This is a genomic window from Draconibacterium halophilum, assembly GCF_010448835.1.
Taxonomy (GTDB): Bacteria; Bacteroidota; Bacteroidia; order Bacteroidales; family Prolixibacteraceae; genus Draconibacterium; species Draconibacterium halophilum.
In genome coordinates this window covers 3,776,001-3,788,534 of sequence record NZ_CP048409.1, presented here as the reverse complement: position 1 = coordinate 3,788,534, position 12,534 = coordinate 3,776,001, and the positions used below count along the sequence as shown (strand labels likewise).

11 protein-coding genes and 1 riboswitch are annotated in these 12,534 nt (G+C 39.7%); all 11 genes read left to right on the top strand.

Translation table 11 applies throughout. The annotated features are described in order from the left end of the window. The first annotated feature begins 24 nt into the window (after window positions 1-24). A complete protein-coding gene (locus G0Q07_RS15320; protein ID WP_163347764.1) occupies window positions 25-1,035 on the top strand; it encodes a FecCD family ABC transporter permease in 1,011 nt (336 codons plus the stop codon). Between the two features lies 1 nt (window position 1,036). Then, window positions 1,037-1,837, top strand: coding sequence for an ABC transporter ATP-binding protein (locus tag G0Q07_RS15315; RefSeq protein ID WP_163347762.1), 801 nt, complete (start codon window positions 1,037-1,039; stop codon window positions 1,835-1,837). Between the two features lie 210 nt (window positions 1,838-2,047). After that, window positions 2,048-2,263: riboswitch (cobalamin riboswitch) on the top strand. 81 nt (window positions 2,264-2,344) lie between these two features. Further along, window positions 2,345-4,279 (top strand): TonB-dependent receptor, encoded by a 1,935-nt coding sequence (locus G0Q07_RS15310; RefSeq protein ID WP_163347760.1) that lies wholly within the window; start codon window positions 2,345-2,347, stop codon window positions 4,277-4,279. A gap of 15 nt (window positions 4,280-4,294) precedes the next feature. Next, complete coding sequence (locus G0Q07_RS15305; protein WP_163347757.1) at window positions 4,295-5,605, top strand: PKD domain-containing protein; 1,311 nt, start codon at window positions 4,295-4,297, stop codon at window positions 5,603-5,605. A gap of 230 nt (window positions 5,606-5,835) precedes the next feature. Continuing rightward, window positions 5,836-6,393, top strand: a complete 558-nt coding sequence (cobU, locus tag G0Q07_RS15300; protein WP_163347755.1) for a bifunctional adenosylcobinamide kinase/adenosylcobinamide-phosphate guanylyltransferase — start codon at window positions 5,836-5,838, stop codon at window positions 6,391-6,393. A 35-nt stretch (window positions 6,394-6,428) separates the two neighbouring features. Beyond that, window positions 6,429-7,517 carry a nicotinate-nucleotide--dimethylbenzimidazole phosphoribosyltransferase gene (gene cobT, locus G0Q07_RS15295; protein ID WP_203532568.1) on the top strand — a complete coding sequence of 363 codons (1,089 nt, stop codon included), beginning with the start codon at window positions 6,429-6,431 and terminating at the stop codon, window positions 7,515-7,517. A gap of 22 nt (window positions 7,518-7,539) precedes the next feature. Next, window positions 7,540-7,713, top strand: a complete 174-nt coding sequence (locus G0Q07_RS15290) for an adenosylcobinamide-GDP ribazoletransferase (RefSeq protein ID WP_163347752.1) — start codon at window positions 7,540-7,542, stop codon at window positions 7,711-7,713. After that, window positions 7,701-8,300, top strand: a complete 600-nt coding sequence (locus tag G0Q07_RS15285; RefSeq protein WP_163347750.1) for an adenosylcobinamide-GDP ribazoletransferase — start codon at window positions 7,701-7,703, stop codon at window positions 8,298-8,300. Before G0Q07_RS15290 ends, G0Q07_RS15285 begins: the two co-directional genes overlap by 13 nt. Further along, entirely contained in the window at window positions 8,297-8,845 is a 549-nt protein-coding gene (gene cobC / locus G0Q07_RS15280; RefSeq protein ID WP_163347748.1) for an alpha-ribazole phosphatase, read from the top strand. The genes G0Q07_RS15285 and cobC overlap by 4 nt, the downstream gene beginning before the upstream one ends. Further along, a complete protein-coding gene (locus G0Q07_RS15275) occupies window positions 8,838-10,313 on the top strand; it encodes a cobyric acid synthase (protein WP_163347746.1) in 1,476 nt (491 codons plus the stop codon). Before cobC ends, G0Q07_RS15275 begins: the two co-directional genes overlap by 8 nt. Next, on the top strand, window positions 10,306-11,232 hold the full coding sequence (gene cbiB, locus G0Q07_RS15270) for an adenosylcobinamide-phosphate synthase CbiB (protein WP_163347744.1): 927 nt from the start codon (window positions 10,306-10,308) through the stop codon (window positions 11,230-11,232). Before G0Q07_RS15275 ends, cbiB begins: the two co-directional genes overlap by 8 nt. Window positions 11,233-12,534 lie beyond the last annotated feature (1,302 nt).

The following is a 12,534-nucleotide window of genomic DNA, read 5'->3' as shown; positions in this document are numbered from 1 at the left end:
TCGATAACAGCATATTTTTCGATAATGAATAGAAAATATTTTAAATGGATACTTTTTTTAGCAGCACTTTTGGTGTTGCTGCTGGTGTCGGTTTTGTTTTCGTTGTCATCAGGAGAAGTGAAAATATCGCTCTCGCAGTTGCCACAAATTCTATCAGATAATGGAAGCATTGAATATACTGTTTTAACCAAGATCCGAATTCCACGAATTTTACTCGCCATTGGTGTCGGCGGAGCTTTAAGTCTGTCGGGAGTTGTGTTGCAAGGCATTTACCGCAATCCGCTGGTAGAACCTTATACGCTTGGCATCTCCGGTGGTGCAGCACTTGGCGTGGCCGTTGCTATTGTTTTTGGATTGAATGCGCTGAGCTTTTTCTCACTGCCGGCTTTTGGCTTTGTCGGAGCGCTCTTCACACTTTTTGTGGTTTATTTTTTAAGCATTAAACGCGGTGGTTTAAGCATAAATAGTATGTTATTGATCGGAGTAATGGTCAGTTTCGTGTCTTCGTCAGCCATGATGTTTTTAATGTCTATTTCCACCAGCGATAACCTCCATAATATTGTATTTTGGGTGATGGGATCGTTGGATGAATCAAATAATTCTTTAATAGCAATTGCCTTTTACTCATCGTTGGCCGGACTTGCGATCTCTTACTTTTTTGCACAAACGCTAAATGCACTTCGCCTGGGTGAGGTAAAAGCACGGCACCTCGGAATTAACACCGGACTAGCCATAAAATTGCTGTTTTTTGTGGCTTCATTGCTTACCGGAATTGCCGTTTCGGTGGCGGGTGTAATCGGATTTGTGGGTTTGGTAATTCCACATGTTATACGTCTTGTTATTGGAAACGATTATCGTATTCTTTTAGCAGGTTCGTTTTTGGGAGGTGCTATTTTTCTTATTCTTTCAGATATTATTGCACGAACAATAATATCGCCCAACGAACTGCCTATCGGGGTAATTACAGGTTTTGTTGGGGGATTGGTATTTATAATTGTGCTGAGTCGTTCAAAATCACATTTCAAACTGAATTAGCATGGAGCAGTTTTTTCAGATCAATAATTTTTCCTGCGGATATCCCGGTAAGTTTTTACTGAAGGATGTAGGTTTTGAAGTGACGAAAGGTGATTTTGTAGGAATTATCGGTCCAAACGGTTCGGGAAAAACCACTTTGTTCAGAGGTGTTGCAGGGGAACTTCCGCCTTTAAAAGGGAAAATAGAATTGAAAGGCCAAAATACGCAGAAAATGGGATTGAAACAGCGTGCCCAAAATATTGCCATCGTTACTCAGAATATTGAAATTGGAAGTATGACCGTGGAGGAATATGTGTTGATGGGGCGTATTCCGTACCATAAACAATTCCAGTTTTTCGAAACCAAAGAAGACTTTGCCATTGCTGAAAAATACATCAAACTTACTGGTGTTGAAAAACTGAAAGGTAAATATATGAATGCACTAAGCGGTGGAGAGCAGCAACTGGCAGGAATTGCCCGTGCACTTACACAAGAACCCGATTTGCTTTTGCTTGACGAGCCAACTTCGCATTTAGATATTACGCATCAGGTACAAATACTAAACTTGATACGCCGCCTTAGCCGCGAGTTAGGCCTAACAGTGTTGATGATCATTCACGACCTGAATCTGGCCGGCGAATATTGCGATTCACTGATTATGATGCAGGAAGGACGGATTAGGAAACAGGGACAACCTCTAGAAGTGCTGAATTATAAAGATATTGAGGCCGTGTATGATACAGTAGTTATCACACGCGTTAACCCTGTATCGAATAAACCGGTGGTTTTTCTGGTGTCGGAGGAGGTCATTAAAAAAAGTTAATCCATTGTTTAAGTTCAAGTTTGTCAGTTGCCGATTTTATAAATCGGCATTCTTAATTCAAAATTATATTTGTTGTTTACCCGCTTTAATTTGCTATTAAACAGACTCACAACTCTTTTGCTGTTTTATCAACCGGCTTGTTAATAATTATCAGCTCAGCCAACGCCATCTTTCTTAATTAAATTGTCGATGTTAAAAACACTTGCTTATCTTTGTCAGTGAATTTAGGTTCTTAAAATTTCTGTTTCAGAAATTAGATGAAAAGGGAATCCGGTGAAAAACCGGAGCTGTACCCGCAGCTGTAAATCCTATCTGTCGTTTGACGGATTGTGTTATTGAACTACACGCCACTTCCCGGCAATAAAGGGAGGGAAGGCATCAATAACCGGGATGAGCCAGAAGACCTGCCATAAATTCAACAGTTATAAATTAAGCTTCGGGATAAAAAGCTTGAGAAATATTTCAATATTTTTCACCGATTATCCAAAGCTCCTTAAAAATGTTGTAATGAGGAGGTTTGTTATTTTAGGGTTTTTAATGGTTGCCATAGTGGCGTGTGTTGTAGCGCAAAAACCATTTACTATTCTTGATACTGTTCATGTTGAAGAGGTGGTTAGTTACGGGAAGTTACAGAAATACCAGTCGGGTGCCAAAATCGAACGTATCAACGCCAAACAGTTTTCACTGGCACAGGATGGGAATCTTGAGCAATTGCTGTCGCGTAGTTTGCCTATTGCTTTTAAAACCAATGCCGGAGGTTTGGCAACAATTCGTATTCGGGGCTCGGCGCCCGATCATACCAGTTTTAATTTTGGCGGGATAAATATTAATTCGCTTACACTGGGCCATTCCAATGTAAACAATGTACCTATTTACCTATTCGATAATATTGGTGTGCAGTTTGGAAGTGCCAGTTCTGTAAACGGCTCGGGAAGTATTGGCGGAGCCATTCATTTAGGCCTGCAAAACAACTGGGCCAGAGGTTTTAAGGCCGAAGCCCGCATTGCAAACGGATCGTTTGGTGAGCAGCTTTACGGCACAAAACTCTTTTGGGGAAACGGAAAGTTTGAAGCTGTTACACGTGCATATTATTATGCGAAAACCAATGATTTCAAATTTACGAACCCCAACTACCGCGATTTTGAAAACGATATTTTTGAAATAGAAGATACGCAGCACAATGCCGCTATTGAAAATATGGGATTACTGCAGGAGCTGAATTATAAGTTCAACAAGAATGAGTTTTTTATATTTAATGTTTGGTTGGAAAAAGACTGGCATCTTGTTCAGCAAAACATGCAAACCAACCTTAGTAATCCGGATTTACGCGAAGAATACAAAGATGACCATGTACGTATCTGGACAGGTTATAAAAACCGCAAAAATCCCTTCAAATTCGAAATTAACGGCGGATATGTATATGATAATGCCGTTAGCAACGAAAATACTTCCGATACTATTACAACCCAACGCATAATTGGCGAGGCATTTGTTGAACACGATTTTTCGCCCAATGCCAGCTACAAAGCCGGAGCAAAAGCTACCCGTATTTATCCCACGGTTTATGCTTATTCCGAATTGCTGAAACACGAGAATCGGGTAGATTTGTATGCTTCGTACTACCAACGTTTCTTTAATCGTTTAACTGCAACTCTGAATTTACGCTACGGTTATGTAACCGATTACGATGTGCCGTTTACTCCGTCGTTTGGATTGAATTACATGGTACTTTCAAAAGAAAAGTATGTACTCAGGTTTACCGGAAATGTTGCACGGAGTTATCGTGTTCCAACGTTTAACGACCGCTTTTGGGTGCCCGGCGGAAATCCCGACCTGAATCCCGAAAAAGGAATGAGTTATGAATTCGGTTCAAAGTGGAGCTACTGTGTGGGAACCATTTCCGGAAATATAAAACTGAATGCTTTCCTGATGAATGTGGACGACTGGATTTTGTGGAAAAACGGCGGTTCTTACTGGTATGCCGCAAATGTGGAAAATGTACAAAGTAAAGGGCTGGAGTTTATGACGGATTGGGATTATACTATCTGGGGATTGAAAGCGAATTCGGGGCTAAATTATACTTATACTTCCGCAGAGCGAAAAGAGTCGGAGAATAACACGAATGCACTCAACCGACAGCTGGAATATGTACCACTTCATGCCGGTAATTTTTTCACAACGGTAGCTTATAATAAATTCGATTTTACGATTGACGGAAGTTACACGGATGAGCAATTCACTGACGAGGAGCAGAAAAATATTCTCGATGCTTATTTTCTTATGAATGTGGCTGTTGGTTACAACTGGATAATCGACAGCAAGAATCAAATCCGAATTAACGGAATGATCAACAACTTACAGGATACCAATTATCAGTCGAGTTGGGGCTACGCCATGCCCGGCATTGCCTACCGATTAAGTATTACATATAAATTCAACTAAAAAACAAATTGCAAAATGAAAAACCGATTTAAAATTTTGATGTTTTTGGCCGTGTTGGCTATTGCTTTCACTGCTTGCGATGATGATGAAAGTTTAGATATAACGCTGGGCTTTTCTTTCTCACCTGAAGAAAATATTCAGGTTGGAGATACCGTTTATTTTACAAACAATTCGTTGTCGAATATGGATGTTGTTTATACCTGGGATATGGGAGATGGAACAACGTTAAATGATGAATCAGTAGAGCATGTTTATTCCGAGCCAGGTATTTATGATGTAACTTTAAGTGTGAAGGAAGGGCAATCCGAAAAATATGTTAGCCAACAAATAAATGTTGATGCCAACCTTGCTTACATTGTTAACGCCGGAAGCTGGTCGGGAGATAAATCGACCATTACGGCATACAATAAATATACCGATAAGGTGGTTAATCAGTATTACAATTCAGCAAACGGATTGGACATCACTTCAAATATTCAGTTTGCCTACAACTATAACGGCGAAATTTATATGACGGGAAATACTGCCGATCAGATCTTTTGGGTTGATGCTAAAACATTTGAGCAGACTGAAAATGGAATCACCGATCAGATTGTGAGCCCTCGCAATTGTCAGGCGCTGGGCGATTACCTGTATGTTTCATGCTGGGGAGGTGCGGTGTATGCCGATCCTACTTTGTCGTACATTGCAAAAGTGGATTTAACTACAAATGAAGTTGTAACTACAATTCCGGTGCATTATGGCCCCGAAGGTTTGGCTATTGTCGGAAACAAATTGTATGCTGCATTAAATTATACGAATCGTGTAGCAGTAGTCGATTTGGATACGGAAGAGGTTTCATATATCGATCTTCCCGAAGGCAACATTCCTTCGTATTTTGAAAAGGATGAGCAGAATAATCTGTATATCAATCTGGGAGTTGCTTATGGCGATGAAACCACTCAAACGGGAATCGGTTACATCAATACTTCTACCGATGAATTTGAGGCCAAATATGATTTGGAAGGAGTAAGCAGTATGAACTACGTTGATGTTTTTGAGTTTAATGATGACTTCTCGAAATTGTATATAGTAACTACCGGCGGATATGGAATGCCCGGTGGTGTATCAGTATTTGATGTGGCATCAAAAAGTTTCGAAGCCGAGAAATTCATAGATGGAGTGAATGGCCTGAATGGGTTGGGTTACTACGACAATAAATTGTTTTGTTTCTTTTCTGACAATGTAACTTCAAATGGTTCAGTAATAACATACTCATCCGACGGAACAGAGCTGAATGAATACGAAACAGGTATTGCGCCATTCATGCTTTTGGATGTTGAATAAACAATAAAAAAATTAAAAATATTCTGCCTTTATCTGCTGTTGGCCTGCTTCTTAGGATTATCGGCCTTTGCCAAAGGCGGAGAAAAGGTTACTGTTGAAATAGATTTTGGATCGGTAAATCATCCAAAACTGAAAATCGAAACAAATTGGGAAAAAGGGCTTTCTGTTTTGGAAGCCCCCATTTTGTTGATTAGGCGAAGCATTTGAATTGTCAGTTGAAAAAACAAAGTATGGCACAAATCACATTTATAACAGGCGGTCAACGATCAGGGAAAAGTAGTTTTGCTCAAAAACGTGCAGAAGAAAGTTCGGCGTCTCCGGTATATCTGGCAACTGCACGTATCTGGGACGAAGATTTTCATAAGCGCGTAAAACGCCATCAGTCCGATAGGGGCGAACAGTGGATAACAATTGAAGAAGAAATCGAGATTAGCAAACACGTCCTGACAGGAAAAACAGTGCTGCTTGATTGTATTACGCTGTGGTTAACAAACATTTTTTATCAGAATAAGAATGATGTGGATACCAGCCTTGAACTGGCCAAACGTGAGTGGAATAAATTTATTAACCAGAACATGGAGCTTTTTGTGGTAAGCAACGAATTGGGAATGGGAGTTCATCCTGAAAATGAAATGGCCCGCAAATTTGCCGATCTGCAAGGCTGGATGAACCAGTACATTGCACAAACGGCCAACGAAGTTTTTCTTATGGTTTCCGGAATACCTATACAAGTGAAAGCCTCCCCCGACCCGCACAAAGGAGAGGGTTACGAAGCGTCTTATGCTTAAATTTTAATACTGCACTAAATGTATATAACCCATAAATGATGGAAGAAAAAATAAAGAACGCAATTGCAGACAACAAACATGCTACCAATGTTGAAGGGAAGAAAAAGTCTCCCCTTTGGGGAGATTTAGAGGGGCTTCTTCAACACAAAATAGATAACAAAACCAAGCCACTTGGTTCGCTTGGTGTGCTTGAAGAGATTGCCCTTCAAGTCGGGCTGGTACAAAATACATTGTCGCCAAAAATTGAAAATCCGGCGCACCTGGTTTTTGCCGCCGATCATGGTTTGGCCGACGAAGGAATTAGTCCGTACCCCAAAGATGTAACCTGGCAAATGGTAATGAATTTTTGTGCAGGAGGTGCATCCATCAATGTTTTCTGTCGTCAGAACGAAATGGAACTAAAGGTTTTTGATGTGGGGGTTGATTATGATTTTTCTGAAAACCTGCCGGTAGTAAATGCCAAAATTGCTCGTGGTACTTGTAACATGCGAAAAGAACCAGCCATGACAATTGGAGAGTGCCGGGCAGCAATGGAAGTCGGGTGTAAAGCCGTTCGTGTTGAGGTCGCCAAGGGTTGCAATACCGTCGCTTGTGGCGAAATGGGAATTGGGAATACCTCTTCTTCATCGCTGTTAATGCACAAATTTACAGGTCATCCTATTGAAGATTGCACCGGACGTGGATCAGGTTTGGGAGATAAGCAGCTAGATCGGAAAACAAGAATATTAAAAGAAATTTCAGAAAAATATGATCCTCAATCGGCTGAGGAAGTTTTAACCACATTTGGAGGCCTGGAAATTGCTGCAATGACCGGCGCCTACCTCGAAGCAAAAAAGCAAAATATGATCATCCTTATCGATGGTTTTATTTCTACTGCCGCTCTCTTAACAGCTATTCAGTTTGATGCTTCAGTAAAAGAAAATTGTATCTTTTGCCACAGTTCCGACGAAAAAGGGCATAAATTAATGTTGGAATTTCTGGGCGTAAAACCTTTGCTTCAGTTGGGAATGCGCCTGGGCGAAGGAGGAGGTGCAGCGGTGGCATTGCCTTTGGTAAAATCTGCTGTAAATTTCCTGAATGAGATGAGTAGTATGGAAGATGCCGGTGTAAGTAACAAAGAATAGCAGGCTGATTAAAGCCAACTATATGAAAAACGAAATCAAAATATTCCTTACCGCCCTGATGTTTTACACCCGTATTCCGGTTGGCCACATCCAAGGCTGGTCGGAGAAAATGCTCAACAAATCAACACGGTACTTCCCCATAATCGGATGGATTGTGGGAGGAGTGGGGCACTGGTTTTTTCAATGTTCGGAGTAATACTACCGGTGTCAGTGGCTGTGGTTCTGAGTATGGTTGCAACTATTTTGTTAACCGGAGCTTTTCATGAGGATGGATTTGCCGATTTCTGCGATGGTTTTGGCGGCGGATACACCCCCGAGCGTATTTTGGAAATCATGAAAGACAGTCGTATCGGCACTTATGGAACTGTTGGTATATTGTTTGTCCTGGTCGCGAAATTCCTGTCTCTAATGCACCTGGAACCCACAAGAATACCATTAATCTTAATCGCAGGACACGCCATTAGCCGTGTTTTTCCGGTTCTACTTATTTATTCATCAAAATATGCACGCCTTGATGCAAGTAGCAAAACAAAACCTGTAGGGAAGGCCGATTCGCTGTTTTCATTGTTATTTGCTCTGATAACGGGTTGCATTTCGTTGGTATTTCTCGAGTGGCAGGAGGTAGTGCTGGCAGTGGCGGTATTGCTAATTGTAACATTCTTCTTCCGAAATTACATAACACGAAAATTAGACGGCTACACCGGTGATGTATTGGGCGCGTTGCAACAACTTTGCGAAGTGTTTTTCTATTTGTGTATTCTCGCTTATCAGAATTCTTTATGAATATCTATGCGATCCGACATACGCGTGTAAATGTAAAGGCTGGCATTTGTTACGGGCAAACTGATGTTGATGTGGCCGGCTCGTTTTACGAAGAACAGAAAAAGCTGGCGCAGGAAATTAAAAGTGTAAACTTTGATCAAATATGGTCCAGTCCGCTCATCCGCTGCCGGAAATTGACTGAAAGTCTTTTCGTGCAAACCGATATTAAATACGATTCACGTTTAAAAGAACTAAATTTTGGAGATTGGGAAATGCAATCATGGGATGATATTTACGCCGGTCGTGAAGGAAAGTGCTGGATGAATAATTATAAAATACAGGCTACAAAAAATGGCGAGTCTTATCCGGAAATGATGAAGCGTGTTTCCGCGTTTATCAACGAAATAAAGAAATATAATACTAAAAATATTGCCGTCGTTACCCATGCCGGAGTCATTCGTATTCTAAAAAGTGTAATTGAAGGAGTACCCATTGGCGATTTGTTTGAAAATTTTAAACCGCCCTATGGCAGCGTTACTATATTGGAGATTAAGAAGCATGAATAAGATACAAAAATACCGCCCTATAATGTTTGTCGGTACCGGCTCCGATGTTGGGAAAAGTGTAATAAATGCCGGATTCTGCCGTATTTTTAAACAGGATGCGTTGTCTCCGGCTCCGTTTAAAGCACAAAACATGTCGCTCAATAGTTTTCCTACTTCTGATGGTTTGGAAATTGGCCGTGCTCAGGCAGTTCAAGCCGAAGCATGTGGTATTGATTGCCGGGTTGAAATGAATCCTGTGCTGTTGAAACCAACAAGTTACATGGATTCGCAAATTGTGTTGAATGGTAAACCATGGGCCAATAAATCAGCCAAAGCATATTTTAACGAAACCGATCGCGATTTTCTGTTTAGCGAAGCCATGAATGCATTTTCGCACCTGGAAGCGGAATTTAACCCGATTGTTGTAGAAGGAGCAGGAAGTATCTCGGAAGTAAATCTTTGGGAAAAGGATATTACAAATATGCGGGTTGCGGTGGAGAAAAATGCCGCAACTTACCTTATTGCCGATATTGACAAAGGTGGTGTTTTTGGTAGCGTATACGGAACAATGCTTTTGTTGCCCAAGCAAGAGCGTAAGCTGGTGAAAGGAATAATCATTAATAAATTCAGGGGCGATATTTCCCTGTTTGAAGATGGTGCTAAAAAACTGGAGGAGCTTTGTGGGGTGCCGGTAGTTGGCATTATTCCGTACTTTCGCGATATTTATATTGATGATGAGGATTCGGTAGTAGTTGATAAAAAGCAGTTTAAAGCCGTGGAAGGGAAGACCAATATTGCGGTGGTGCTTTTACCACACATGTCGAATTTTACTGATTTTAATTATTTGGAGCACTTACCGGAAGTTAACCTGTTTTATGCGGCATCGCCTGAAGATATCGATAAGGCAGATATTGTAATTTTGCCTGGCTCAAAAAATACTATTGCCGATGTTTTATTTCTTCAGAAACGTGGAATGGCATCTGCCGTAAAAAAAGCTCACCAGCAAGGAAAAGCTGTTTATGGAATTTGTGGTGGTTTTCAGATGATGGGCGAGTGGATTGCCGATCCGCACCATGTTGAAGGTCAAATAGGAAAAGTTCCCGGTCTGGGAATTTTACCGGTAGAGACAATTCTTACCGAAGAAAAAGTGACAGAGCAATGTTCGTTTATTTTTCAAAACGAAGAGGAAGGCAAAGGTTACGAAATTCATATGGGCGAAACGATTGCCAAAAAATTGAGCCCTACCTGTATTGTAAATGGCCAAAAGGAGGATGGTTATTACCTTTGTGAAAGAACCTGGGGAACCTACATTCATGGTATTTTTGATAATAATAAAGTGGTGAGCCGAATTTTGAAAGCAGCGGGAAAGCAATCTGTTAGTGCATTCGATTTTCAACAATTTAAAGAAGAGCAATACGATAAACTGGCCAAACTGATTAGGGAAAACGTAGATATTGGATATATTTATAAATCGATGGAAATTGAGTGAAAACCTCGAAATTATCGTGCCTCTTCTGGCAGGATTTACCCTCGACTGCCTAATTGGCGATCCGCACTTTTTACCGCACCCGATTCGTTTGTTTGGTAAAGCAATTTTATTTGGAGAAACGAAATTAAACCGGGGAACCCATAAAAAAATAAAGGGAGCAATCCTGTCTTCCATATTAATAATTAGCACATTCTTTATTTTCAAATTGGGCTTATTGGCATTGTCTGAATTTCAGAATTTATTCTTAATCGTTTCTTCCATTTTTGTTTTCTACGGTTTAGCCAATCGGTCGTTGATACAAGAGGCGCTTCGGGTAATCTTTAAATTGGAAAAAGAAGGACTGGAATCAGGGAGGGTGCAATTATCGTTGATTGTTGGGCGTGAGACCGCACAGTTAAACGAAAATCAGATTCGAACTGCCGTTTTGGAAACGCTGGCCGAAAATCTCAGCGACGGCGTAATTGCTCCCTTGTTTTTCTATACAGTTGGTGGTGTGCCTGCCATGTTTGCTTATAAAATGGCCAATACTCTCGACTCGATGATAGGTTATAAAAATGAGCGTTACAAAGAGTTTGGCTTTTTTGCTGCAAAACTTGATGATGTGTTGAATTTTATTCCGGCAAGATTGACGGCTGTTTTAATGGCGACAATAAGTTTTAGTTTTCGAGGATTCAAATTTATCTTTCGCTATGGCAAAAAACATGCAAGCCCAAATGCAGGGTACCCCGAGGCAGCGTTGGCCGGTATTCTTGATTGTCGTTTTGGAGGTACTAATCGCTATCATGGTAAAGTAATAAACAAACCTATTATTGGAGAAAATTCCCGGCTTGTAACGAAGAATGATGTTTATAAATCTTGTGTAATTAATGGAGCTGTAGCGTTGGTTTTTCTTGTTTGTTTTATCGTATGGTTGGTGTAAACTAAAAAAGGACGGGTCAACACCCATCCTTTTCACTAACTAAACCAATAAAACTAATCAAACCTAAACTTATGAACTAAAACTTATGGTACAAATGTACGTCGTTTCTATGAGATAAAGATTACCCAAATGTTAAGTCGTGTTTAGTCTAATTGTAAAAATTTATCAACGATAGAGGCTGTTTATGATTTGAATAAAGTTTTGTTTGTGTCAAAAAGAAAATAAGAAAGGGTATTGCTGTCAAAAAGGTAATGGCGTGTAGAGGTGTTTAAACAAAAAAAGGACGGGTCGATACCCATCCTTTTCACTAACTAAACCAATAAAACTAATCAAACCTAAACTTATGAACTAAACTTATAACACAAATGTAGGGTGAATCTATGAATATGAGGTTAATCGGATGTTAAATAATGTGCTCAATAACATATTTTAACTTTATGGCTCTTCAATGAAATCTATTTGTTATGCCAGTTTAGGTTTGTATTACTCAGTTAATCAGTGGGATATGTTGTGTTTTTTGAGATTGGGTGAAATTATTTGTTTTTTTAATAAAGAAGATTTCGAATTAATGCAGATGTTAACTACGTATTAATTTGAATAGAAACAATCAAACTATTTCAAATCAATCATCATAAAAAAATGGGTCTTCCAAATTTTACACTTAAAACAGTTGCCGAATAAACAGATGGAAGTTAATTTAAAAAAGTAGGTAAATAGTATGATGTTGGTCTTTTACTGGATTAGGATTGAAATAGAAAAACTGTAGCCGGATGAAATGTATTGTAGGGGTGAGTGAAGAGTTTCTACTAGGGTTTGTGATTCGAAAAGGGGAAAACAAAAAAAGGACGGGTCAACACCCATCCTTTTCACTAACTAAACCAATAAAACTAATCAAACCTAAACTTATGAACTAAAACTTATGCTACAAAGATAAGGTGCGAATGTGAACCGGAGGTTACCCGAATGTTAAAAAATGTGTTTTATAACATATTTTAAATCTATCTGGTCTTCAAGAAAATCTATCGTGTGGAAATTGAATATGGAGGCGGCTTGAATAGATAATTTGTGTTTGGTGTAAACTAAAAAAAGGACGGGTCAACACCCATCCTTTTCACTAACTAAACCAATAAAACTAATCAAACCTAAACTTATGAACTAAAACTTATGCTGCAAAGGTATGCTGAAAAACATATCCTCTGGCTAAATATCACCAAAAAGTGAATAGAAATACATATTTTTTAACAAACGCTTAAGCTTTAAAAAAAAATTTAAAAACAAAAGCAACAAAAAGCCCGCTGCAAT

Bases quoted from the DNA above. Each gene is read 5' to 3' on its own strand.
- G0Q07_RS15320 (WP_163347764.1), top strand. From the start codon at position 25: ATGAATAGAAAATATTTTAAATGGATACTTTTTTTAGCAGCACTTTTG.
- G0Q07_RS15315 (WP_163347762.1), top strand. From the start codon at position 1,037: ATGGAGCAGTTTTTTCAGATCAATAATTTTTCCTGCGGATATCCCGGT.
- G0Q07_RS15310 (WP_163347760.1), top strand. From the start codon at position 2,345: ATGAGGAGGTTTGTTATTTTAGGGTTTTTAATGGTTGCCATAGTGGCG.
- G0Q07_RS15305 (WP_163347757.1), top strand. From the start codon at position 4,295: ATGAAAAACCGATTTAAAATTTTGATGTTTTTGGCCGTGTTGGCTATT.
- cobU (WP_163347755.1), top strand. From the start codon at position 5,836: ATGGCACAAATCACATTTATAACAGGCGGTCAACGATCAGGGAAAAGT.
- cobT (WP_203532568.1), top strand. From the start codon at position 6,429: ATGATGGAAGAAAAAATAAAGAACGCAATTGCAGACAACAAACATGCT.
- G0Q07_RS15290 (WP_163347752.1), top strand. From the start codon at position 7,540: ATGAAAAACGAAATCAAAATATTCCTTACCGCCCTGATGTTTTACACC.
- G0Q07_RS15285 (WP_163347750.1), top strand. From the start codon at position 7,701: ATGTTCGGAGTAATACTACCGGTGTCAGTGGCTGTGGTTCTGAGTATG.
- cobC (WP_163347748.1), top strand. From the start codon at position 8,297: ATGAATATCTATGCGATCCGACATACGCGTGTAAATGTAAAGGCTGGC.
- G0Q07_RS15275 (WP_163347746.1), top strand. From the start codon at position 8,838: ATGAATAAGATACAAAAATACCGCCCTATAATGTTTGTCGGTACCGGC.